The 23,183-nt window shown below is 49.2% G+C and carries 22 protein-coding genes and 4 pseudogenes; 14 read left to right on the plus strand and 12 right to left on the minus strand.

Features of this window, described 5'->3' with window-relative positions:
* Nucleotides 1-18: 18 nt before the first annotated feature.
* The 3 genes from U8U68_RS16890 to U8U68_RS16900 are packed head-to-tail and all read right to left on the minus strand — an operon-like array spanning nucleotide 19 to nucleotide 3,766.
* Nucleotides 19-1,884, minus strand: coding sequence for a terminase gpA endonuclease subunit (locus U8U68_RS16890; protein WP_322202892.1), 1,866 nt, complete (start codon nucleotides 1,882-1,884; stop codon nucleotides 19-21).
* The gene (locus U8U68_RS16895) at nucleotides 1,881-2,516 is read right to left on the minus strand and encodes a DUF1441 family protein (protein ID WP_322202894.1); all 636 of its coding nucleotides are present in this window, start codon (nucleotides 2,514-2,516) and stop codon (nucleotides 1,881-1,883) included. The genes U8U68_RS16890 and U8U68_RS16895 overlap by 4 nt, the downstream gene beginning before the upstream one ends.
* Nucleotides 2,513-3,766, minus strand: a complete 1,254-nt coding sequence (locus U8U68_RS16900) for a DNA methyltransferase (RefSeq protein WP_322202896.1) — start codon at nucleotides 3,764-3,766, stop codon at nucleotides 2,513-2,515. The genes U8U68_RS16895 and U8U68_RS16900 overlap by 4 nt, the downstream gene beginning before the upstream one ends.
* A 63-nt stretch (nucleotides 3,767-3,829) precedes the next feature.
* Between U8U68_RS16900 and U8U68_RS16905 the strand changes: the two genes are divergently transcribed.
* The 6 genes and pseudogenes from U8U68_RS16905 to U8U68_RS16930 form a co-directional block, all read left to right on the plus strand.
* Nucleotides 3,830-4,111, plus strand: a complete 282-nt coding sequence (locus tag U8U68_RS16905; RefSeq protein ID WP_367575845.1) for a hypothetical protein — start codon at nucleotides 3,830-3,832, stop codon at nucleotides 4,109-4,111.
* 200 nt (nucleotides 4,112-4,311) lie between these two features.
* A pseudogene (locus U8U68_RS16910) lies at nucleotides 4,312-4,845 on the plus strand (VirB4-like conjugal transfer ATPase, CD1110 family); the annotation flags it as partial.
* Entirely contained in the window at nucleotides 4,838-5,254 is a 417-nt protein-coding gene (locus U8U68_RS16915) for a DNA methyltransferase (RefSeq protein ID WP_322202898.1), read from the plus strand. The pseudogene U8U68_RS16910 and the gene U8U68_RS16915, both read left to right, overlap by 8 nt.
* A complete protein-coding gene (locus U8U68_RS16920) occupies nucleotides 5,242-5,646 on the plus strand; it encodes a DUF6075 family protein (protein WP_135990833.1) in 405 nt (134 codons plus the stop codon). Before U8U68_RS16915 ends, U8U68_RS16920 begins: the two co-directional genes overlap by 13 nt.
* Before the next feature lie 25 nt (nucleotides 5,647-5,671).
* A complete protein-coding gene (srtB, locus tag U8U68_RS16925; protein WP_322202902.1) occupies nucleotides 5,672-6,457 on the plus strand; it encodes a class B sortase in 786 nt (261 codons plus the stop codon).
* A 60-nt stretch (nucleotides 6,458-6,517) separates the two neighbouring features.
* Nucleotides 6,518-7,363, plus strand: a pseudogene (locus U8U68_RS16930) (lysozyme family protein); the annotation flags it as partial.
* A gap of 28 nt (nucleotides 7,364-7,391) precedes the next feature.
* Here U8U68_RS16930 and U8U68_RS16935 read toward each other — a convergent pair.
* Nucleotides 7,392-7,748, minus strand: coding sequence for a helix-turn-helix domain-containing protein (locus U8U68_RS16935; RefSeq protein WP_322202904.1), 357 nt, complete (start codon nucleotides 7,746-7,748; stop codon nucleotides 7,392-7,394).
* A gap of 244 nt (nucleotides 7,749-7,992) precedes the next feature.
* On the opposite strand from U8U68_RS16935, the gene U8U68_RS16940 reads away from it, so the two are divergent.
* From U8U68_RS16940 to U8U68_RS16975, 8 genes and pseudogenes are all read left to right on the plus strand, one after another.
* Complete coding sequence (locus U8U68_RS16940; protein ID WP_322202905.1) at nucleotides 7,993-8,658, plus strand: response regulator transcription factor; 666 nt, start codon at nucleotides 7,993-7,995, stop codon at nucleotides 8,656-8,658.
* A complete protein-coding gene (locus tag U8U68_RS16945) occupies nucleotides 8,655-10,136 on the plus strand; it encodes a sensor histidine kinase (RefSeq protein ID WP_322202907.1) in 1,482 nt (493 codons plus the stop codon). Before U8U68_RS16940 ends, U8U68_RS16945 begins: the two co-directional genes overlap by 4 nt.
* Before the next feature lie 131 nt (nucleotides 10,137-10,267).
* Nucleotides 10,268-11,497 (plus strand): ABC transporter permease, encoded by a 1,230-nt coding sequence (locus U8U68_RS16950; protein ID WP_322202909.1) that lies wholly within the window; start codon nucleotides 10,268-10,270, stop codon nucleotides 11,495-11,497.
* 16 nt (nucleotides 11,498-11,513) lie between these two features.
* Nucleotides 11,514-12,905, plus strand: coding sequence for an ABC transporter permease (locus U8U68_RS16955; RefSeq protein ID WP_322202912.1), 1,392 nt, complete (start codon nucleotides 11,514-11,516; stop codon nucleotides 12,903-12,905).
* A gap of 12 nt (nucleotides 12,906-12,917) precedes the next feature.
* Entirely contained in the window at nucleotides 12,918-13,547 is a 630-nt protein-coding gene (locus tag U8U68_RS16960; protein WP_322202914.1) for an ATP-binding cassette domain-containing protein, read from the plus strand.
* A 535-nt stretch (nucleotides 13,548-14,082) separates the two neighbouring features.
* A complete protein-coding gene (locus tag U8U68_RS16965; protein WP_322202916.1) occupies nucleotides 14,083-15,618 on the plus strand; it encodes an ABC-F family ATP-binding cassette domain-containing protein in 1,536 nt (511 codons plus the stop codon).
* Nucleotides 15,619-16,046: 428 nt separating this feature from the next.
* On the plus strand, nucleotides 16,047-16,523 hold the full coding sequence (locus U8U68_RS16970) for an RNA polymerase sigma factor (RefSeq protein ID WP_322202918.1): 477 nt from the start codon (nucleotides 16,047-16,049) through the stop codon (nucleotides 16,521-16,523).
* Between the two features lie 483 nt (nucleotides 16,524-17,006).
* Nucleotides 17,007-17,492 (plus strand): annotated as a pseudogene (locus tag U8U68_RS16975) (TraM recognition domain-containing protein); the annotation flags it as partial.
* A gap of 178 nt (nucleotides 17,493-17,670) precedes the next feature.
* Here the strand turns inward: U8U68_RS16975 and U8U68_RS16980 are convergent.
* From U8U68_RS16980 to dcm, 8 genes and pseudogenes are all read right to left on the minus strand, one after another.
* On the minus strand, nucleotides 17,671-18,453 hold the full coding sequence (locus tag U8U68_RS16980; protein WP_322202920.1) for a hypothetical protein: 783 nt from the start codon (nucleotides 18,451-18,453) through the stop codon (nucleotides 17,671-17,673).
* Between the two features lie 158 nt (nucleotides 18,454-18,611).
* On the minus strand, nucleotides 18,612-19,286 hold the full coding sequence (locus U8U68_RS16985) for a DUF3846 domain-containing protein (protein ID WP_322202922.1): 675 nt from the start codon (nucleotides 19,284-19,286) through the stop codon (nucleotides 18,612-18,614).
* Complete coding sequence (locus U8U68_RS16990) at nucleotides 19,261-19,608, minus strand: AbrB/MazE/SpoVT family DNA-binding domain-containing protein (RefSeq protein WP_289716773.1); 348 nt, start codon at nucleotides 19,606-19,608, stop codon at nucleotides 19,261-19,263. The genes U8U68_RS16985 and U8U68_RS16990 overlap by 26 nt, the downstream gene beginning before the upstream one ends.
* Nucleotides 19,605-19,856 carry a hypothetical protein gene (locus U8U68_RS16995; protein ID WP_289716775.1) on the minus strand — a complete coding sequence of 84 codons (252 nt, stop codon included), beginning with the start codon at nucleotides 19,854-19,856 and terminating at the stop codon, nucleotides 19,605-19,607. The genes U8U68_RS16990 and U8U68_RS16995 overlap by 4 nt, the downstream gene beginning before the upstream one ends.
* 12 nt (nucleotides 19,857-19,868) lie before the next feature.
* Entirely contained in the window at nucleotides 19,869-20,753 is an 885-nt protein-coding gene (locus U8U68_RS17000; RefSeq protein ID WP_322202924.1) for a DNA adenine methylase, read from the minus strand.
* A gap of 180 nt (nucleotides 20,754-20,933) precedes the next feature.
* Nucleotides 20,934-21,266: pseudogene (locus tag U8U68_RS17005) on the minus strand (hypothetical protein); the annotation flags it as partial.
* 4 nt (nucleotides 21,267-21,270) lie between these two features.
* Entirely contained in the window at nucleotides 21,271-21,978 is a 708-nt protein-coding gene (locus U8U68_RS17010; protein WP_322202926.1) for a DUF1281 family ferredoxin-like fold protein, read from the minus strand.
* A partial coding sequence (gene dcm, locus U8U68_RS17015) for a DNA (cytosine-5-)-methyltransferase (RefSeq protein WP_322202928.1) occupies nucleotides 21,971-23,183 on the minus strand: 1,213 nt, incomplete at its 5' end. The genes U8U68_RS17010 and dcm, both read right to left, overlap by 8 nt.

Genomic DNA, 23,183 nt, shown 5'->3' on the forward strand with positions numbered 1-23,183 from the left:
TTCATATGGCATTCCTCCCTATATCCAGTTCTCATGGGTCTTTATCCATTCTTCCTCCGGGGCAGGTTCGGGTGGGGCCGGGGCCTGGGCCTGGGCCTGGGCGATCTCCTCCAGATACAGTTCCCGGACGCCTAAAATATCCGCCGCCGCGGCGGAATACACCTCGCAGTCCAGATAGTGGTTGTCACCGTGGGAACTTTTCTGCACCCAGGTCAGCACGTTCTTTCTCCCGGAGCGCACGTTCACCTTGTGTTCGGCAGTCACCTGTTCGGCATACTCCCGGTCGCAGCCCTGATAAACCATCCAGCTGCCCTTGTCCGTGTTTTTCTTGTGCATCCGGCCCGCTATCATATCCTTGTACAGCCCGGTATTCACTATTACCAACTGCATACCGTGGGCCCGGCTGGTGGGCTTGTTCACCTGGGTGATGCGGTAGTGGTCGTTCATGGCCCCGCTTGCGCCCTTGCTGGGCAGGGCCCACTCAGAGTTTTCCGAGCAGAAGTCATATACCATATCGGTATCATAGCCACTGTCGACCAGGCACAGGTTGACCACCATTGGGGTTCCTCCGTCCTCGCGCTGGTACTGCAGATTCATGACATGCTCCACATCCGCAAGGCTCAGCGCCTGACCGTGGGCGATGTTCTGAGAGGTGATGTAGCTGCCCCAGGCCCGGATGGTCCAATACACACAGGTCTTTTGCACGTCCACCCCGGCAGTAAGCCGCTTGGCCCAGGCGGGAACCACCAGCTCAGGCACATGGGTCTGGCGCTCCAGCACCAGGTCGGCGTCGGTCTTGAGGGCGGTATCCTCCCAGGGCTCCGCCATCCAGGAGTTGATGAAGTTCTGGTGGGATTCCGGGTCGTGGCGGCTCTTGAAGTATTCTTTGGCGATATCCGCGAACCGCACGAAGGGGGAGTAAAAGGTGTTGATCCAGAAACCCACCCTCTTTCCGTGGGGGCTGTTTTGCTTGACCACCCGCCACTCCCCCAGCCGGAGCATCTGCCCCTTGTGCTGGTCGGTGATAACCCCGCCGCACTCCGGGCAGGCGTACACCGCCAACTCCGCCCGGTCAACGTAGCTCATGCCCTCATCGTTGGGAAACTTGAGGTTTGCCCACTTAAACTCTATCATCTCCCCGCAGTGGGGACAGGGCACAAAGTAGTGTTTCTCGATGTCGCAGTTCTGCAGGGCTTTCCAAATATGACCGGTGGTAATCGTGGGGGTGCTAAGCATTAAAATCTTTTTGCTGTTTTGAAAAGTTTTAGTGCGTTCCCTTGCTAGGGAGATGGGGTCTGATTCTTTGGCGCTGGCCCCAGGGTACTTATCCACCTCGTCCAAGAATAAGAAACGGACAGCCTTGCTGGATAAGCTGGAAGCGGAATTTGACCCTTCCAAACTGAGATACATCCCATCAAACTGCAATTCCAGCTTTTTGCTTTCCGTTGCCCGGTACCGCTCTCGCAAAGAAGGCGAGGCCATTACCATCGGCACGATCCGATTTTTCGATATACTCTCGGCAAGCACATCCGAAGGATACACCACCAATGTTGGCAAGGGGTCCTGCTGAATGATATAGCCCAGGGCGTTGAGGATAGCCTCCGTGCCGCCCAGCTGGGCCGACTTGCACAGCACGATTTCCTCTGTTTCGTAGTCCAGCATCGCATCCATGATGCCCACAAGGTACGGCGTCATCTCATTGCGCCAGGGGCCAGGGAGGGCGCTGGTTTTACTGTCCAGCATACGGTACTTCTCGGCCCATTCAGATACAGTTAAGTCCTCCGGGGGCATGAGGCTCTGGAGGGCTTTGCGCTGGTAGTCTGTCACCGGGTACTTGCGTATCCGGGGCGATGAGCGTAAGGCCGTAGGCCGTCGCTTAGTCATCTTTGACCAGTCCCTTTTACCTGACTCTCATCCACCCCCGCCACCACAAAAGCCCTGAGCAGCTTGGTCACATCCCCTTGCAACTCTTTTTCAATGCACCGGGCCTCTGTAGGCTCCACCACCCCGCTGATCCGGCTGATCAGCCGCCCCGGCAGAGACAGCGCGAACTTCTTGAAAGCCACAAAGAACCGGGCATAGTCCAGGGTGGCTTCCTCCACGGGGATGTATTTCCCCGCGGCTATATCCAGCTTTAGGCGGTGCAGCTCGTTTTGGGTGCCCTTGAGGGCCAGGTCGGCCTCCAGCTTCTGCTGCTTCAGCTCTTGCTCCCTCTGGTCGCCGGTCTTGCCGTGGGCCGCGTCCCGCAGGTAGCGAATATACGCTTGAATGGTGGGCACCAGGTCATATTGCCGGCCGTTGGGGGTTTCCGTGGCCGGGAGCACACCGTCCTTTGTCAGCTGCTGGATGTGCCGGTCGGTCACGCCGAACAGCTTTGCAATGGTGCGGGTCGGGTACATGGAGCCGCCGGTGATGTTTCCGTCTGCACTCACGATCAGTTCAACTCCTTCCAGAATCAATTCCAGGGTATCGAGCGCAAGATTGCGCCGGTTGACTTTTTGCCGTTCCCGGCTCATAACCTCACCGCTTTCTCCCCGGTGTATTCCTCCCAGCGCCGGACGATGACATCACAGTTGCGCTCGTCCAGCTCCATGAGGTAAGCCGTGCGGCCCAGCTGCTCACAGGCCATGAGCGTGGATCCGCTGCCGCCGAAAAAGTCACCCACACACCACCCCGGCTTGCTGGAGTTATTCACCAGCCTGCCCACCAGGGGGACCGGCTTCATGGTGGGGTGCATATCATTTCTGCTGGGCCGTTTCTCGTAGAGGACGGAGGTCAGGTCTTTGTATTGCTTGACGTAGCCCTCCACAAAGGCCAGCAGCTCTTGCTTGCTCATCTTCCTGAAGTCCGGCTCGTCCTCCAGCAGGATGGTGTCCTGGGAGCGGTCATTTATGAAATAGTGCCCAACCCCCTCTTTCCAGCCGTACAGGATAGGCTCGTGCCGCCACTGGTAATCCTGCCGGCTGAGGACGAAGCTGGACTTTTCCCACACAAGGCACTGAGCCAGCTTGAGGCCGGAATCGCTGAACGCCTCCCGGAACTTGGTGCCAGTGCTTTCCGCGTGGAAAATATAGGCCGCAGCGCCTTTTTTCATCACGTCAAAAGCGCAGCGGAACGCCGCCCGGAGAAATTTGTAAAAGTCGGCGGATGTCATCTTGTCGTTCTTTATCTCACTGGTAGCCCTGGGGCCGGTCTGGCCCAGATAGTTTTCCAGAAACACAGCCTTGCCGCCGTAGTCCACGTTGTAGGGCGGGTCTGTCACCAGCAAGTCAAGCTCCGCGCCGTTCATGAGCAGGGCCGCGTCCTCACTTTCGGTGGCGTCGCCGCACAGCAGACGATGGCGGCCCAGCTGCCAGACGTCCCTCCGGTTGGTGACGGGGGTCTGAATCTCAGCCGCCGCGGCATCCGGGTCAAATTCATCATCCTGGGCCTCGTCGGGAATGTCCAGGGACTGTATCAAGTCTTCCAGCTCATTCCGGGTGAAGCCCGCGGCGGTGAAGTCGTAGCCGTCCAGGTCCAGGCCCACCAGAATTTCCTTGAGCTTTTCGGTATCCCAGCGCCCGGAAATCTTATTGAGGGCCAGGTTGGCCATGCGCTCCTTATTTTTGTCTTGGATGTTCACCACGACCACACTGGCCTCGGTGTAGCCCAGGTCCATCATCACCGTGCGGCGCTGATGGCCTCCTATGATGGTGCCGTCGAAGTTCACCACGATGGGCTCTACATATTTGCCTCTGGCCTCGGGGGAAAGGATAAAGCTGTCCACAAGGGCGGCTTTTTTTCTGCCAGAAAGTCAACTATCAACATGAGAACGAACAGGAGGTAACGAATGAAGATTCGTAAATTATTCAAGAGGGCTGCGGCGTTTGCTTTGGCTGCGGTCACGGCATTGTCCGCCGTCCCTGCCACGACAGCGTTCGCAGCGGGTGACATCGGAACGATTAGCTTTACCCACACCTACGACGGTGCAGGGAATGCCATCCGATATAATTCCAGTGCCAACATTGGAGGTCATACCGCAGGAGGAACAGGCGAATACAAGTACCGTAATCTGGAAGAATCAAGACGGCTGTTGCTATCACTGTGGAATGCCACTGGATATTTTGGATGAGAGGGAGATTTTCTTCAAAGTGCCGAAGTCCTGTGGCGGAAAAGAGGAAGTGGCAAATATGGCGTATGTTCACGCCGACTGCCAACGAATCTATCTTGAGAGCCGCTCGAAAGAGTGATGAAATGCTTGAGCCGTATGAGTGGAAACGCTCATGTACGGTTCTTAGGCGAGAAAGGGCGAGTAATCGCCCCGACTTAGCCGACTATTCCCCGCTTGTAAAGGCGATGCAGGGCGAGGTCGTCCACATCTCGGCGACGAGCGACAACCACATCAACGCAATGGACATGAACTCTGATTACGGCGACGGTGCGAACCCCGTCATCTTGAAATCAGAGTTTATTTTGTCTTTGTGCGAACAGCTCATTGGCGGTGCGAGTTTAGGGGCTAAGCAGAAATCCATTATCGACCGCTGCACGGCAAGCGTCTACCGCTACTACCAGCAGGGCAACTATATGGGTACGCCGCCGACCTTGCAGGACTTCCGTGAGGAGCTGTTAAAGCAGGACGAGCCAGAAGCGCAGGAAATCGCCCTTGCGATTGAGCTTTTCACGGACGGCTCTCTCAACACCTTTGCCAAGCATACGAACGTGGACACCCACAGCCGCCTTATCTGCTACGACATCCTCGATTTGGGAAAGCAGTTACAGCCTATCGGTATGCTCGTTGTCCTCGACAGTATTTTAAACCGCATCACCCAGAACAGGGCGAAAGGGAGGAACACCTTTCTTGTGGTTTTACAGTAACCCCCTGCATGGAATCAACATTGACGCCGTCCGCATCGCGTATGACGTGGGCGGCGAAAAAGACAGACGGAAGAACCCAAAGGGGAAATCCTGCGGAAACGTGTGGGAGTTTCCGAGGATTATGCCTAATTATAAAGAAGCAACGGGGCATCCCACGCAGAAGCCAGAGAAACTGGCGGAACGGATGCTGCTTGCAAGCAGCAAGGCGGGCGATTTAGTGGTAATCCCCTTTGCAGGCTCTGGGAGCGAGGTAGTCCAGTGCATCAAAAACGGGCGTGACTTTATCGCTTCTGAAATCAATGAAGTTTATGTGGAGAATATCATTCTGCCACGGCTGCAAAAAGAAACGGCTTGCAGTGTATCGGCACAGGAGAAAGGAGGATTTTTATGTCGGAGATAAGGTTTCGCAACGCAGCCCACCGTGATTTTTTTCTGGAAAGTATGATGAAATGCAGGGTAAACGACTGCTATCACAGGGCGTTTTTCTATGTGATGGGGATTGCGGGGGAAACAAGGCAGAACATCAACGCCATGTTCGATTTTAAGACGGACTGCATCAAGCCAGAGGGGATGCACGGCGGATGGCAGACAAGCGGCACGGTCAAGGTCTGCCACCTTGCCTTTAACCTCTGGAACGGTTACGCCGAGGAGGGGCGTGAGAAACTCTTTACGCCAGAGGAATTGTTCTGCTGCGAGTTCGCCCCGTATTTCATGGAGGGCATCAAGGCACGGTATCCCGAATATTGCAGGGACTTACCCACGCCCAAGAAGCAGGCGGAGCATACACGTTAAAGTATAAAAAGGAAAGGAAATGCCTATGAATTTTAAGAACAATAAAACCATTCTCTGTACCGCCGCCGCTGTTACCTTTTTAGGAGCGGCGGTTTTTTGCGGCATTAAGATTTACAGCCATTACCAGCAGATAGACGAGCAGACGGAAGCCTTTGCGGAGATTGCCGAGGTTGTGGAGAACGCAGAGCCAGAGAAAGAACCGCCAAAAGATAAGGATACGCCCGTCAGCGAGGGCGAGGATATATTGGCAAAATACAAAAAGCTGTATTTGCAGAATGAGGATATGGTCGGTTGGATTGCCATTGACGGAACAAGCATCAACTACCCTGTCATGCAGAGCAGGAACAATCCCAACTTCTATCTGAAGCACAGCTTTGAAAAAGAATACAGCGATTTGGGAGTGCCGTATATCCAAGGGGACTGCGACATCCTCACAAGCGACAATCTGGTTATCTACGGACACCACATCAAAGGCGGCAGGATGTTCGGGGCGTTGGAAGATTATAAATCCAAGAGCTTTTATGAGAAGCATAAGAGCATCCAGTTTGACACCCTCACGGAGCAGGCAGAGTATGAAGTTATCGCTGTTTTTAAGACCGTGGCATACAGCTCGGAGGGCTACCGCTACTATGATTTTGTCAATGCGGAAAATGAAAAAGAATTTGATGCCTATGTCGGGAAGTGTAAGGAGCTTGCCTTGTATGATACGGGCGTGACCGCTGAATACGGGGATAAGCTCATTACCCTCTCCACCTGCGAATACTCCGCACAGAACGGCAGGCTTGCCGTGGTGGCAAAAAAGGTAAACTGACATGACCTCAAATCTTCTGAGAAAGGAGGTCGGATTTTATGGCTGATATAAAGACCAGAGATCCCCGAATATGTGGAGCTTATCAAGGCGGTGATGATGCAGGAATCTGGGGGAAAGGGCAGCGACCCGATGCAGGCGGCGGAGGGGAGCTTCAATAAGAAGTACCCCCATCAGCCGAACGGAATCAAAGACTCCGAATATTCCATCGAATGCGGCGTGCAGGAATTAAAAGCTGCCCTTGTTTCAGCCGAAGTGGAGAACCCGATTGACATGGAGCGTATCAAACTTGCATTGCAGGGCTATAACTTCGGCAACGGGTATATCTCATGGGCAAAGACCAACTACGGCGGCTATTCCTATGCAAATGCGGTGGAATTTTCCGCTATGCAGGCACAGAGGTTAGGTTGGGAAAAATACGGCGACACGCAGTACCCCGCCCATGTATTACGTTACTATCCATATGGGCGGGCGTTTACAAGCGGAGGAAACCAAGCCATCGTAGAAGTGGCTCTGACACAGCTCGGCAACGAGGGCGGACAGCCTTATTGGAGCTGGTACGGCTTTGATGGGCGTGTGGAATGGTGCGCCTGTTTCGCATCGTGGTGTGCTGACCAGTGCGGCTATCTGGAGAGCGGCATCATCCCGAAATTCTCTTTATGCTCGGATGGCGTGAACTGGTTTAAAGGCAAAGGGCAATGGCAGGATAAGAACTATGAGCCGCAGGTAGGCGACCTAATTTTCTTTGATTGGGGGAGCGACGGCTCAATCGACCATGTGGGCATTGTAGAGAAATGTGAAAACGGGACGGTCTTCACCGTGGAGGGCAACTCTGGGGATGCCTGCAAACAGCAGAGCTATCCAGTTGGGAGCAGCTCAATATACGGTTACGGAGTGCCAAACTATTAGCAGGGCAGGGCGAAAGAAAAACCAGAGGTTAATCCTCTGGCTGCTCTTTTGCCTTACATATCCCCTGCGCCGTCCCTGCTATGATAGTCAGTTCTGCATCATCAAAAGTATCAAGAAGCACATCTAACCGCCGACGTAAAGTTGTTTTCTCTGTCGGAACATCTGGGTGTATGTACTGGTCTACGGATATGTGGAACATTGTAACAAGCTGAATAAACAGCCGAAAGCTCGGATACTGCCCCTCTTTCTCCACAGATTGCAAATGCCTTGCCGAAATGCCAAGCTCCTCGGCTAATTCCTCTCTTGTAATCCGCTGTTTCTCACGGGCATCTTGGATTGCCTGCCCTAATTCCAGAAAATCAAAATTTTCTAAATCATTACTCATTTTTTCACCGCCCATACTAAAAAATTTTATAATATCTATTTTACAGAGATGGAAGTTCCTATAAAACGATGTGAAATCTCTGCTAATAAGAGGTTCTATCTCTTGTCTTGAGAGATAAAAGTGGGTATTCGCACAGTTGAATCACAAAAAACAGATAATTATAATGGGAGTATTAAGTGGTTCAGTATAAAAATTCATACGCCATTCACACAGAAATGCTAAAATAAACTTGGAGGTGCTCTTTATGGCAAAGATATTGATTGTAGAGGATAACATAGATACAAACGAAGCCCTTTCTGAATACTTGCAGGAAGCAGGTCACGAAATCATATCCGCATATGACGGAACAGATGCTTTAGAGCTTTTTTCGCAGAATACAGTGGACTTAATTGTTCTTGATATTATGCTCCCTACCATGTCGGGGCTTGCAGTATTAAACACTGTACGAAAGACAAGCCAGATACCAGTTATCATGCTTACGGCTTTGGAAGATGAATATACACAGGTATCAAGTTTTGACTGTCTGGCAGATGATTATATGACAAAGCCGTTTTCTATGGTAGTGCTTGGAAAACGCATCACGGCATTGCTCCGTCGGGCAGGTGGCAAAGAAGAAACAAAAATTTGGAAATATGGTGATTTGACAGTTGATTTTTCTGGGTACTCTGCTTGCAACCCAAAGGGGAAAATAGATGTAACGCCAAAAGAGATTGACTTGCTGAAGCTCCTACTCGACCATAAAGGTCTGGTGCTGTCACGGTCGCAGATATTAAATGCAGTGTGGGGAGATGACTCTTATGTGATAGACCGTATTGTAGACAGTTATATTAGGAACCTGCGTAAAAAACTGGAACTTGACTGTATCGTTACCGTAAAGGGGATTGGCTATAAGTTAGAGGTGGGTATATGAAGAAACTGAAATTATTTCCAAAGACTTTTTTATACACATTTAGCCTAATGATAATTATTGTGGCGGTTTCCCATTTGCTAATCTATATCCTGCTTCCTACTGTTTACAATTACCGACAGCGTAATGCGTTGGAAGCAGATATTGAGAAATTATGCGAGGAAATTGCAGATACAGAAGATGCGGGCAGGCTCGCTTTCGTGACAGATTTTGCGGGGAAATGGTATGCGGATATTCTGGTAAAATACGATGGATACACATATGAAATGAAACTGTTGAACGTGGGGGATAACGGATATTTGAAGCGTTCAGAGGACGCCGAAAATCCAAGTGGCAATAAGGAAGATGTGAATATCATTGCAGAAAAATCGGATGACAAGATAAAAATATCATTATCCCAAAGTCCCAAAGGAGATAAAAATTATTTATATGCAGAACAGATATTTCCGAACCAGAAAGGGTATGTGAGGGCGGTCATATCAAGGCAGCAGATTGAGGATGCAGTCAGTACCATCATAGTTATCCTGCCTGTTACAGCATTTGCCTGTACGCTTATCTCACTATTGTCTGCATTGCTGTATTCCCATATGCTCACGAAGCCTATCAAGCAGATTACTAATGTAACAAAACAAATGCAGGGATTAACGCATGGGATTTCCTGCGAAGTCCATACACACGATGAAATTGAAACATTGGCAGACAATGTAAACGCACTTTATAATAATCTGCTAAAAACAATCCATAACTTAGAGCAGGAAATTTATAAGGTAGAAGAAATGGAAGTGCAGAAAACAAATTTATTGCGCTCTGCATCCCATGAGTTAAAAACGCCTGTTACGGCTATCAATGCCATGTTGGAAAATATGATTTTAAACGTAGGGAAATACAAAGACCATACGATTTATCTGCCAAAATGCAAAATGCTCACAGAACAACTTGCAGTGATGATTAAAGAAATTTTAGACACTTCAAAATCTGCAACGAATGATAAGGAAAAAGATACTGAAATTGATATATCAGAACTAATAGAGCAGATGTCGGAGCCGTATCAGATGATTGCAAAATCAAAGGGTATTCGCATAGAAATGGATGTTTCAGAAAACTTCTCTGTCCATTACCCTATATCAATGATAAGGAAAGTAATTTCCAATTTACTGTCTAATGCGGTTTCTTATACGCCCAAAGGAGGTACTATAAAAATTTATATAGAAGAACAAAAATTGGTTCTGGAAAATGAATGTGTCCCAATCCTGCAGGAATACCAAAAACATATATTTGAACCATTTTACCGATTTGAATATGGAGTTAAGGAAGCCCCCTGCGGGGATACCATGATGCCATTCGGCGGAAACAGGGAAACAAGGGGGAATGGTTTAGGGTTATACATTGTAGACACGGTATTGAAAACGCTGCAAATCCCCTATATGTTTACCGCCTTAGAGGATAATAGTGGGATGCGTTTCACGATTGAATTTGAATAGGATAAAAAAGCTGTCTGTATCGAAAACAGGCAGTTTTTTTGTGATTTCACATGCCATTCACATTAGACTGATACCCCACTCACACCAGAGGTATAAAATTTAAGCGAAACAAACGAAAGGAGGAAAATTTTTTGAGCAGCTTGAAACGGGCATTTCTTTATGATGTACGGAAGAAAGGAAAAAGCCTGACGCTTTTTTTGCTATTGCTTTTTCTGACTGTTTCCGTTATGGTCGGCATTTCTATCCGAAGTGGAACAGAAAAAGCAGCCAGAGCTTTACGGGAAACGATTGGGGCATCCTTTACGATGAGTGGCAGTATCAATCATCTGGAATTTGACGGAAGCGAAACGGGATATACCGCTGATAAAATCCCTATCCCGTATGAAACAGTGAAACAGATTTTAGGCGTTGGCGGGATAAAGGCGTACAATGCCGAGCAAAGTCTTCCCATTTCTGCGGAGGGGATGGAGTTTCTCTCTGGAATGGAAAGCGGTAATCTTTCTGCTAATACGGAAACCGCTTATCAGACAGATTTTGTAAGCGGGATATTGGAACTGACGGAGGGAAGGCATATTACGGCAGAGGATACGGATGCGGCTGTTATCAGTGCTAAACTGGCAGAAGAAAATAATTTAGGGATTGGCAGTGAGTTGATATTGAAATCTGTTTCTGATGGCAGCGGGGAACAGGCAAAAGTTTTCGTCGCAGGAATCTATGCCAGTGACAGCAAAATGGAGTATGACGATGACACCATTTTTACGACGCATGATATTTTCTGGAAGCTGTCTAACCAAAAAACATCTGCATATTCTGGAAACGTGGCTTTTTTTGTGACCGACCCAGAGGAATTGACGCACATTGTCAAGCAGGTAAAACAGATTGCATCTATTCCGTGGGAGGACTATTTTATCCGAATCAATGAATCGGAATACCAGTCAGTTGCATACCAAATCCAGACCTTAGAACAGCTTACGGGAATCATGCTTTTGGCGGTTATGCTTATCGGTATCATTGTGATTTTCCTTGTGCTTGCCATGCGGATAAGGAACAGAATACATGAAGCGGGGATATTGCTTTCCATAGGCACATCCGTTTCACAGATTACAATGCAGTTCATTTATGAAATTTTAATGGTGGCTGTATTGGTGTTTCTGGTATCTTTTCCACTAGGCAGTTTTGTCACAGGGCAGACAGAGGATGCCTTAAAAGGTATGGAAACAATCATCCATATGCCGCTTTCTCTGCAAAACATATTGCTGCAATTTCTGATAGAAACATTCGTTATCATATTCACGGTAATTATGGCATCCCTGCCAGTTGCCCGTATGAAGCCAAAAGATATTTTATCAAAAATGAGCTGACAGGAGGATAAAAATTATGAGTACATGGAAAAGAGCATTTTTATATACGGTTCGGAAAAAAGTAAAAACGGTTATTTTATTTTTTTTGCTGCTGGCAATGTCCACATTTACCTTAACTGGACTGTCTATCTATAAGGCAGCGGACAATTCAGCATACAGCCTGCGGCAATCCATAGGCGGGAGCGTCCGCCTTGAATTAGATGAAAATAACCGTGCGAACTGGCAGTATCAGCAGGCGGCGGGAGGAACGATGGTCGCTTATACGGGAACTCCCATCACTGACAAGGATATTCAAGAGATACTGTCAGTAGATGGAATCAAGTCATACAATGGTTTGGGAGATGGCAGTGTTTTTGCAAAGGATTTTGAGTTTATATCGGGCTTCAGCTTTGGGGAGGGAAGCGATTACAGCAGACTTCCATCCGTAACAAATTCAGAGTATTTCAACTTTTTTACCCGCAAGGCATTTCGGTTGGTGGAGGGGCGACACATCAAAGAGGACGACGACCATGTTGTTTTAATCAGTACGGCAGTTGCAGAGAACAATAAGTTAAAGCTCGGCGATACCATTACCGTACAGTGCTGTTATGACAGCGGGGATTATCCCGATGTACCGCTGAAAATCATCGGCATTTATGAGTATATGGGGGACTCTGAATCTTTTCATACTACATCAACGGACAAGCGTAATCGTCTGGTTATCGACCATAAGGCAATGCGTGAAATTATGCAGAGAGATGAAATCCAGTATGACAATGGCGTTGATTTTTATGTAGACGACCCCAGAGAAATTGACGGCATCGCAAAACAGATACAAGCTCTTGATTTGGACTGGGACTGCTTTAAGCTCACGGTAGATAATTCTGCTTATGAAGCGGTCGCTTCGTCTTTGACAGCGATGCAGAAACTGATTATCTGGATGATTGTAGGATGCGTTTTGGTAAGCGTAGGTATTTTAACATTGATTTTGTCTATGTGGATAAAACAGCGGCGGCATGAAACGGGCATATTGCTTGCTGTCGGGATAACGAAAGGCAGGATTGTCTTTCAGTATATTATAGAAATCCTTATGATAGCAATTCTGGCATTTGGATTGTCTTATGTTGCAAGCAGTTTTGTTTCGCAGGGAATCAGCAATTTGATTTTCCATCGGGTAGCCGAATCGCAGGAGGCACCAGAAATAGAAGTTCCAGACGATGGATCAGAGTATCTTGACATAACAGGGCAATATATCCCCTATGATACTTCTGAACTGGAAACGGTGGAGAGTGTTCCGGTAAATGTCAGACCAAGTGATTTGCTCTACATCTACATCTTTGGGGCATTACTTATTGCTGTTTCCGTTTCAGTTGCATCTATCACGGTCATACAGATGAAACCAAGAAAGATTTTATCACAAATGGATTAGGAGGATTTTACAATGAGCGTTTTCGAAATGAACAACATCCGTTATTCCTATGACAATAAGCGGAATGTATTAAACGGTATCAACATGGCATTGGAGGAGGGGAAAATGTACGCTATCCTCGGACAGTCGGGATGTGGAAAGACCACGCTTCTGTCACTGTTGGGAGGTCTGGACAGCCCCATAGACGGACAGATTTTATACGATGGACAGGACATTGAAAAGTTAGGGCTTGCCAATCACAGAAAAAATAATGTGGCATTTATCTTCCAGAGCTACAATCTGATTGACTATCTAACGCCAAAAGAAAATGTCGCTTTGACAGCAAAGCTTTCACCGCAGCCAATTTTAGAGGGTGTCGGGCTGACCGAGGAAGAATGTAAACGAAATGTCTTAAAACTCTCAGGCGGTCAGCAGCAGCGTGTGGCGATTGCCCGTGCATTGGCTTCCGATACAAAAGTAATACTTGCGGACGAGCCGACTGGAAATTTAGATGAAGATACAGCGGCAGAAATTATCTCCATCTTGAAAGAATGCGCCCATGAAATGAATAAATGCGTGATTATTGTTACCCACTCGAACGACCTTGCAAAACAGGCAGACACTATTTTCCGACTGAAGAAAGGAAAGATGATTCAAGCTTGATAGTGAGTAGAAATTGAAACATAAAGAATTGTAATTTCTAAAATCAAATTGTTGTAATCTCAAGTTATGTGAGATGAAAAGTCTGAAAATTTCATAAAAATAGGATTTGACAAACTGCTGGTTTTCATGCTATAATAATTTGCACTAATTTTAAAGGAGAACAGTTTCATGAGCTTTTACATCACAAACGAACTTCCGCCTAAAAAGAAAATCAGCTCTGTACAATCAAATCCGATGAAACATTGTACAGAGTATAGCGTAATATAACACGTTAGGATTTCATCGGGAAATGCAGCAGTACATGAGAGGGATTTTATGTCTTTTTCATATATTGTTTCTTTTTCCGTACAAATTTGTGTGCAGCAGGCTATGGACAGTGTTTTGTCCGTAGCCTTTTGTTGTATATGGGCTGTTTCCTGCAAGCGGTTTGCGATGGAACGGATATAGCAGAAGGCATGATACCAAGAGTATCTGACTTCTGCTATTTTTTTGCCCATTTTGAAAAATCAGACAGTAAAAAGAGAGGACAATGATTATGAGTTTATTAGAAGTTACGGGATTAACGCATTCTTTTGGAGAAAATTATCTGTTTAAAAACGCAGATTTTACATTGAACAAAGGGGAGCATATCGGGATTGTCGGTCAGAACGGGGCGGGAAAAAGCACGTTCATAAAAATTTGCACGGAGCAGCTTATCCCCGACTCTGGCAGGATAGTATGGCAGCCGAACACAAAAATAGGGTATCTCGACCAGTACGCCCAAATTGATAAAAGCGTGGCGATGAGGGAGTTCCTGCAATCCGCATTTTCTGGGCTGTATGAGATAGAAAACAGGATGAATGAGCTGTACTGCCAGTCTGCGAATGGGGATATGGCAAAGCTAGGCATGGCGGCAAGGTATCAGGAAGAATTAGAACGCAAAGAGTTTTATTTGATTGACACAAAGATAGAACAGGTAGCGACAGGTCTGGGCTTAACGGCAGTCGGGTTAGACAGACCGATTGAGCAGATGAGCGGCGGGCAGAGGGCAAAGGTCATACTGGCGAAGCTGCTGCTTGAGAAGCCAGATATTTTGCTTTTGGACGAGCCGACGAACTTTTTGGACAAGGAGCATGTTACATGGCTTGCCGAATATCTTTCCAGCCTGCCAAACGCTTTTCTGGTAGTATCGCATGACTATGACTTTTTAGAGAAAATATCCACAAGGATATGCGACATTGACAACGAGAAGATTACAAAATATTTTGGCACTTATTCAGAGTTCACGAGAAAAAAGGCACTGCTCCGTGAGGATTATATCAGACAGTATGCCGCACAGCAGAAAACCATCAAAAAGACGGAAGAATTTATCCGCAGGAATATTGCAGGGAGAAAGTCAAAAATGGCTCGTGGCAGGCAGAAACAGCTTGACCGAATGGATAAGATGGAAGCTCTGGAACAGAAAGAAATCAAGCCACATTTTCGGTTTGAAGCTCTCCCGCTGACTACGACAGAGCATCTAAAAGTAAAACATCTGGATGTTGGCTATCATTATCCTGTTTTGTCGGACATCAGCTTTTCCATAAAAGGGGGAGAGAAAATTGTTATGACGGGATTTAACGGCATTGGCAAATCCACCCTGCTAAAAACGCTTATCAGCCAAATACCCTCATTAAGCGGGAGTTTCCGTTTTTCGGAGCAGGTAAAGATTGGGTATTTTGAGCAGGAGCTGGCATGGGCGGATATAGAAAAAACGCCCATTCAGATTGTTTCCGATGCTTACCCGTCGCTTACGATAAAAGACGTGAGAAAGCGTCTTGCGGGCTGCGGCATCTCAAGCAAACACGCCATGCAGGAAATCGGTACTTTGAGCGGAGGGGAACAGGCAAAGGTTAAAATGTGCCTGCTTATCATGAAGCCGTGCAATTTCCTTATCATGGACGAGCCGACAAACCATCTTGATGCACTGGCAAAAGAATCATTGAAAACCGCACTGGAAGAATTTGAGGGGACAGTGCTGTTGGTGTCGCATGAGGAAGCGTTTTACCGAGAATGGACGCAGAAAGTGATAGACATAGAAAAGAAAATATAGGTGAAAGGCACATTTCCAAATAGTATCAGAGGTAAAGGGAAGCCCACAAAATAGAAAAACAGTGTTTGGTGGGCTGCTTTGCCATGCCAAAAATGGAAGTCCTTCCAAATCTGTTTTCAGTTTGGAGGGATTTTTTTGCATACGGGAAGTGCTTTTTATTTGCATATATCGTGTCGGGGATGGGTTGGTAACCTGTTAAAAAAATCCCCGTCAGCGTATGGGGGCTTTGCACCCTGCAAGTAGAAGTCATATTTCTATATATTAGAACTAAAATCTCCCTAAACCGTGAAGGTCACAGAACCTTTGCGGTTTCTCTTTTGTCGTTTTTTGTTAGAACACGTCGTAAGGCGGTTTCTGGGATTGGATGCCGTTCTCCGCCCGTCAATCTGGATTTTCAAAAAAATTCAGATTGATTGGAGGAAATTACAATGCTTGAAAAGCATCCAAACCGAAAAAAGGACAAGTATAACCCGTACACTTTGACGATAGCTGAGGGGCATTATTACCTCTCTTTTAAGGACGGGCGTGGAAAGCAGCAGAATATTGAGCTTGACGAAATGCTGTACCAGACATTTGACAGATTTGAGCTTGAGGACATATCCCATCTGAACAGGGTGAGCAGGCACATTGAACACTCCGAGCTGACCGATGAAACGCTGAATGACAGAGCTTTTTATAAGGCAGAACGGATTGAGGATATTGTTTCAGAGAGCATCGAATACGAGCAGCTACATAGGGCGGTTTCCGAACTTCCCGAAGTACAGCGGCGCAGGCTGAAACTGTACTTTTTCGGGGAGCTGACCTATGAGCAGATTGCGAAGCTGGAGGGCTGCACGAAAAGGGCGGTAAAATTCAGCGTGGATATTGCGGTTGAAAAGCTGAAAAAGAATTTTAAGATTTTTTAAAATTTACACTACACGCAGCCTTTGGTGAGTGAGCAAACAGGTGAAGGGGCTTAAGCCCTTTCACCTGTTTCGCTTTATGGCAGGAACGGGACGGCTCTTTGACAACCGAATACCCATTCACCAAATACATTCTCTTTGTGGCTGTAATAAGCGTAAGCGTGTGCAGCGGTACGCCATGACCCGCCGAAAGGCAGTAAGCGAAAAAATATCGACTGAAAATATCGGGCAGCTCCCGATTTCGCCAAGACCCACAAAGAGGACAATGATACTCCCGTCCAGCCACAGTCCGAGCGGTAACCAGCCCGCCGCAGGCAATGGGGGCGGCTCTGTCAGACCGACAGTTGGGGTGTAATTCCCGTGGCGTCAGTTCGCTGCTGACCGTTTGGTGACTTCCCTTGCGTAATCACGCATCAGCATTTTCGGGGTGTCGAGGACAAATAGAAAATGCTCTCTATCATAAAGCCAGATGCAGGGCGGTCAATGGAAACCATTTTAGGCAACATGGACAGCGTGGTGTTCCTCGGGGGCCGGGAGGCCAGCACCATCAAGGAAATATCGGAGAACTGGCTGGGCAAGGCCACCATCTCCATGCAGACGGAGGGCCGCTCCCGTGGGCAGTCGGAAAGCTACAACCAGAACACGCAACGGCTGGGCCGGGAGCTTATGACCCCCGCCGAGCTTGCCACCATGCCCGGCGACAGGTGCATCCTGCAACTGCGGGGCCTGCCGCCGTTCTATTCCCGGAAATATGATTTGAAACAGCACCCCAACTACCGATACACGGCGGAGGCGGACAAGAAGAAAAACGCCTTTTCGCTGGAGCGGCTTATCTGCCGCCGCATGAAAACGCTCAATCCCAACGAGCAGTACACCGTGTACGAGGCGGACGTGCCGGACGGAACGCCCATAGACGAGGACGAGGACATCCTCAACTATGACGATTTGGACGACCCGGACGCTTTTGTATAGCTTTGGGACATTTTGAAACTTACGAACATGGAAAAGCAAAGTAGCAGGGCCATGACCAGCGCCATGCTCTTTCTTTTGATTGTAGATGTCATTTGCTCTCCTTTTCTGCCCGTTTGGGCACAAAAAAATCGCACCGTGGTTTCACGATGCGCTTGGTGTTAGTGTTCTTTTTTTGTTCTTATGCGTACCCGATATAAATTTTGTAGGTGCCATTTCCGGTGGATTCGTACCATACCCACACGTCTGTGATATCCGGGTCGTTTGCATATCTATTCAGCCGACTGCTGATGTCCCGCTCCAGGCAGGTGCTGTGGGGTCCGGCCCCGATGGGGTTGTCCCAGCAGTCTACTGCGCTGCTTTCCAGCCGCAGGCCCAGCCCCTGGGCGCAGCTTTGGGCGTAGCCTATCCAGTAGCCGATATCGAAAGCAGGTTCCTCTATGACCGGCTCGGGGGTAGGTTCTGCCGGGGCTGGGGTAGGCTCCGCAGGGGCGGGTGTTGGGGCTGGCGGCTCCGGTGTGGGAACGGGTGTCGGTATCGGCGTTGCCTCTGGCGGCGGGGTGGGAGTGGCTTTCACGGTGACTTTCAGGTAGGCGTCAGGTTCGGTGGCAGGTGGCTTGGGAGTGGGAGTTGCTGCCACTGTTTTTGGCTCTATGGCAGGATTTTCTGGCTGCTTTTCCGATTCCTGCACCTCTTTTCGCTGGGCGGCAGGGGAGGCTTTGGGCTCCTCTTTCTTCTTTTCTGCCGTATCCAGCTTAACCTTGAAGCCTGCTGTGATTTGTGCTATAATGGCGCTCGTGTCGATGTGTCCATCGCTGGTATCGGTGGGCGAGGCTACATTCAGTACAAGCGCCTGGGGCGCAGGTTCCGGCTCGGAGCGTGTGGCTTGTGGCTGTTGTGCATGGCACCCAGCGCTGCTCACCAGCAGGGCGGCAGCTATAATCGAAGTCAAGATTTTCTTCATAGGGTTCATCCTTTCTTGGAGTTTTTCTTGACCACAAGCATACCATAAAAAACGAAAAAGTCCAGACCAAGCCCGAATAAATATGCAACAAAGATTCAGCCAGAAATGCTCCACGATCTGGGCGGAGCGCGGATCGTTTCCAGGACTATCGCCTCCCCTTACATCGACATAAATGTGAAATCAACGGCTTCTTCCATTTCCTCCTGGCTTATCACCTCCGGCTGGGCGAACCGCTCCATATACCGATCAACCTCCGTATCCGTGAGGGAGCGGAGGCTTTCGGCGTTATCTCCCACCACCAAGAACGGCCCGGCGATGATATCTTCGCCCACATGGCGGTTGCCCTCCAAGCCGGTCAGCTTGCCCTCGTCATTGCAGAGAAGCACGGTGCCGTCCTGATTGTATAGGACTTCCAGCGGGCCGCCCACGGCCTTTTGCATGGAAAGCAAGTCACGGCCTACTTCACTAACAAAAGGCGGCCTGCCGGGTTCCACATATACAATCCGCAGGAGAGCGTCTGGTTTGTGGGCCTTTGCGGGGTCGAAATCCACCTGCTTGAACCCCAAATGGTCGCAGAAAAACGTGCCGTTTTCGGTCAGCACCACGCCTGAGATGGACAGCGAGTGCCCCCGATGCAGAGGGTGCCCGCCCATGTTGAACAGGGAGTAGACTTCTTCCAGGTCTTTGCAGTTCACGTCGCCCCGGAACACTTCCTCATAGATTCCGGGGTCAATGCCAGCTCCCCCGCGCAATTCCATGGTCTGTTCAAGCCCGCGGAATTTCAAGCTGTCCTCGTCGTAGTCGCTGTCAATTTGGAATATCCGGATCTGCAAGCGCCGTACCTCTCTTTCTCTGAATTTCGCGGCGGGGCAGCCTGCCCAGGCTCTCTGAAAGCTGCACGAACGCCGCCTTTTTCAGTTCCGTGGGCAGGGAGTCCAGCAATTCCAGCAGCATGGTGCGGTCATCTGTCATGGCCCGAACAGTCTTGTCCTGGCAGTCATCGCAGAGCTTCTCCCTACGGACGATTACCGTCCTGCCATCGCTGGACTCGGTGAAGGATAGCACGTCATTGTAAGCAAAGCCCACCCGCTGCCGGATTTCAAAGGGGATGGTGATACGCCCCCGCTTGCCAAGAATACGCAGCAGTTTTTTCACTCATCCAGCTCCCTTCCGTCACAGTTAGCCTCGCAGGGACATCCCTCGCAATCGAACTCGCAGGGGACAGCATTCAGCGGACAGTTTTCGCAGTCACGGTCGCAGACGTAATCATCCGTGGTGTCCGGCGTGTCGATGATGATCTTGCCCTCACGGGCGCTCACTTGAATGATACTTTCGGTGTTGATGCCCGCATCCAGAAACATCTCCAGAGGCACGGACACCAGAATAAATGGTTCGCTTGCCAAAATAATCACATCCTATATTTCAAACTTCATTTGTGCTGGCTTTGCATTTTCCCGCTCGAACAGGTCATAGTTGCCGATGAGCAGTTCTTTGAACTCTTTCCCGGCTTCATACCGCTGGGCCATGGAGTGGACTCTGGTGAAATCATAAATGGGAAATCCATCGTACAACTCCCGAATCTCTGTACAATCGTTATACGAGAGCAGAAACCTGCCCTGCATCTCCTTTGCCACATCCCGCAGCCGAACATGATCGGCCCAGGCAAACTCTACGGCGTACATATCCTCCGTGGAGAAGTACGGCGGGTCGAGGTAGAAAAAGGTGTCAGGCCGGTCGTAGTGGTGGATGAGGGTTTCAAAGTCCTGGTTCTCCACCACAACATTGGCCAGCCTACTCTCCAGTTGCTGGATCAGGCTGAACAGCCGCCGCAAATCAAAGGGCTGTGATGCAAAAGATTTCTTCCCGCTGGAATAACTGTACCGCAATAATTTCAGGTACATAGCGGCCCGGCGCACATCGTAATCTTTCGTGATACGCTGCCGGATGGCCTGCAATTCCTCTGCCACTGGCGGAGGGAACAAGATTTTCGTCATTTCCATTTCTTCTTCCAGGAATCTGTCATCGAATTGTTCATGCTGAAAAAACTTCTTGATAGCCTGGAAATCCGCGCGGGAATTGAGGTTGCAAAAACCCAGTTCCCGGATAGTTGCCATGGTGCGTTCCTTCATACATTGAAATAGGTTGACGAGATTCCGGTCGAAGTCGTTATACACCTCGAATGGGTCAGAGGGCTTGCCCAGCAGCACGCTGCCGGAGCCGCCGAACACCTCCACAAACCTGCCGTATTGCAACGGGAACAAGCTGTAGATAATGGGGAGGATGGGCGCTTTATTGCCCACCCACGATACCGGCGATTTGATACATCATCATCTCCTTTGTGTGCCGGAAAACCGTCCAGAAAACGAAAAAAGGCCGGTACCAATCGCTTTCTGAACGATTGATACCGGCCTAAAATTTTGCTATACTTATTTCATGGATATCCCGATGCTCATGTCCTCTGTTTCTGCGGTTTCCTCTATCTGGGAACTATCAAAGCCGCCCAGACGGTTGGGCACATAATCAGACAGCCACGTGCCCCCAAAGGCGTCATGTGTCTTGAGCCTCCAGATTGCCAACCGGCCCATATCCACGTTGACCCCCTCAAAGGGAAACAGCAGGCAGGTCAATCCGTCATGCTCAAAGGAAGAGCATTTCTCAAATTTGCTGCCGTTCCGCAGAATACCTTCCTCGGTCAGCATTTCGTTGATGCCATCCACCCACTCCCGCAAATCTCCGCCGCAGCCCTGGATGATGAGCCCTTCTGTATTGCCCATGGGGCGCAGGTCGTCCGTGGAAATATGCTTAATGCTCATAGTTTCAGCCCCCCATGCTTTCTTCTTCGTCCATATCTTCATCTTCCTCCTGTTCATCGTTATCCCACAGGCTGTTGGCATACTCTACGGCTTCTCTCCCAGCAGGACGATACTCGCCACAGAGGGAACCGTTGTGGTACTCATCCTCGCCGCAATTCTGCCCGATGTCCTCGTCGGCCCACTGGTGGGTGAAGTCCAAGTCGGGGTACATTTCGGAGAGTTTTGTCACGATGGGTTTGGGAGGCGACCCAGCCGTCTGGAACCGCAGGGATTTGCCGTCAAACTGAACGCCGCCCTCGTAGCCATAGGCGTTCCATTTGGTGCCCCAGTTCTTGATGCGCCAGTCGTACCAGGTGGTAAAGCCCCATCTCTGCTGATTTTGGAAAGCCTGTTTTCCTAACTTCCACGTTGCTGAGTCGATATCCGGCCGCACACGGAGAAAGGCTTGCTCCGCTTTTTCAGGAATATTGGACAGGTCGAAATTCTCTTTTTTGCTGTTAAAAGTGTAGACTTCGATGAAGTCCCGGTAGGCTTTCAGACCACGGTCTGTGCGGCTGCCTTCCTCAATATCCAACTCCGGCGGCATGGGAATCAGCTTGTTGAAATCAATGGAACCGAGGCCATATTCATCGTTCTTAATGGCCTCAAACAAGGCTTTGACCCTGGCGGTATCGCCCTTGATTTCAATGATATTTGTTACATGATTAGGCACGACATGACCTCCAGTAAATATCTTTTATTTTCTCGCCCAATGCGGAGATAACAGGCACTGTAACAGCATTTCCGGCCATTTTATAGAGCTGTGCGTCTGACAGCCCAGTATCCGCAGCTTTGTGGAACTGCTCATCACCAAATCCCTGCAAGCGCCAGAATTCGATAGGCATGAGCTTTCTCACTTTGCCGTAATGCAGATTGCCATCCGCGTCCCGCACAGGTACAGCGAAAGGGGCTTGTCCTTCCACAAAAACACCCGATCTCGCGCCCTTGAACTTGCCAATACCCGCATCCTGGTTAGCTAGCAGACACCTTGCATTCTCCGTCAATTCAGGGCTTTCGTTCAGGTCAATAAAAAAATACCCCTGATTATTTCCAGGGGTAACAGTGTGCGCGATCTTATCTCCAACCCTGCCGCGCCGGGTATTCATGGTGGCGTAGGCCAGGTCTATGCTGTCGCCGGGGTGGGCGAGCTGGTACCCGGTTTTCGTCATGACCTTGATGGGCAGGCTCACATCATAAAGCCCGCTGCGCCCACCAAAACCTCCAGCAGTGCTTGTCAGGGTGAGGGCCACTCCGCTGGGGGAGTAGACCCGGCAACCTTCCGGGCCTGGTAGGACTTGCTCAAGAGTCGCTCCATTTGTGCTTGTGAAAGAAAGTATTTCGCCGGAACATTTTCCTCTAAGATATCCGACAATATACACCCTTTTGCGGGACTGGGGGACTCCAAAATCCTTGCTGTTAAGCACCTGCCACGCGACATCGTACCCCAGTTCATCCAGCGTACTGAGGATGGTCGCAAACGTCCGGCAGTTGTCGTGCGAAAGCAATCCGGGAACATTTTCAAGCAGCAGAAATGCAGGTCTTTTAGCGGCGGCAAGGCGGGCAATCTCAAAAAAGAGAGTTCCTCTGGCATCATCTGCAAATCCTCTCCGCTTTCCAGCGATTGAAAAACTCTGACAAGGAAAGCCGCCGCAAATAAGGTCGATATCCGGCAGCGCTGCCGGATCGATGGTTCTGGCGTCTGCAAAAAACACTTCTCCTTCCGTATCGTACATGGTGTTGTAAGCCTGGTTTGCATACTTATTACTCCTCCGCCGAAAGATAGGAAAGAAGCGGATGGAGGAAAAAACGAATAACCCGAGAGGGATTATGCTGGAGCCGACGCATAAATGAATGAATGTTATGAGAGATATCCTGCGC

This window comes from Acutalibacter intestini (assembly GCF_034334985.1).
Classification (GTDB): domain Bacteria; phylum Bacillota; class Clostridia; order Oscillospirales; family Acutalibacteraceae; genus Acutalibacter; species Acutalibacter intestini.

What these genes read in the sequence shown, in the direction of transcription:
- U8U68_RS16890 (WP_322202892.1), bottom strand. Translation starts at nt 1,884, where the DNA reads ATGACTAAGCGACGGCCTACGGCCTTACGCTCATCGCCCCGGATACGC.
- U8U68_RS16895 (WP_322202894.1), bottom strand. Translation starts at nt 2,516, where the DNA reads ATGAGCCGGGAACGGCAAAAAGTCAACCGGCGCAATCTTGCGCTCGAT.
- U8U68_RS16905 (WP_367575845.1), top strand. Translation starts at nt 3,830, where the DNA reads ATGAAGATTCGTAAATTATTCAAGAGGGCTGCGGCGTTTGCTTTGGCT.
- U8U68_RS16920 (WP_135990833.1), top strand. Translation starts at nt 5,242, where the DNA reads ATGTCGGAGATAAGGTTTCGCAACGCAGCCCACCGTGATTTTTTTCTG.
- srtB (WP_322202902.1), top strand. Translation starts at nt 5,672, where the DNA reads ATGAATTTTAAGAACAATAAAACCATTCTCTGTACCGCCGCCGCTGTT.
- U8U68_RS16935 (WP_322202904.1), bottom strand. Translation starts at nt 7,748, where the DNA reads ATGAGTAATGATTTAGAAAATTTTGATTTTCTGGAATTAGGGCAGGCA.
- U8U68_RS16940 (WP_322202905.1), top strand. Translation starts at nt 7,993, where the DNA reads ATGGCAAAGATATTGATTGTAGAGGATAACATAGATACAAACGAAGCC.
- U8U68_RS16945 (WP_322202907.1), top strand. Translation starts at nt 8,655, where the DNA reads ATGAAGAAACTGAAATTATTTCCAAAGACTTTTTTATACACATTTAGC.
- U8U68_RS16955 (WP_322202912.1), top strand. Translation starts at nt 11,514, where the DNA reads ATGAGTACATGGAAAAGAGCATTTTTATATACGGTTCGGAAAAAAGTA.
- U8U68_RS16960 (WP_322202914.1), top strand. Translation starts at nt 12,918, where the DNA reads ATGAGCGTTTTCGAAATGAACAACATCCGTTATTCCTATGACAATAAG.
- U8U68_RS16965 (WP_322202916.1), top strand. Translation starts at nt 14,083, where the DNA reads ATGAGTTTATTAGAAGTTACGGGATTAACGCATTCTTTTGGAGAAAAT.
- U8U68_RS16970 (WP_322202918.1), top strand. Translation starts at nt 16,047, where the DNA reads ATGCTTGAAAAGCATCCAAACCGAAAAAAGGACAAGTATAACCCGTAC.
- U8U68_RS16980 (WP_322202920.1), bottom strand. Translation starts at nt 18,453, where the DNA reads ATGAAGAAAATCTTGACTTCGATTATAGCTGCCGCCCTGCTGGTGAGC.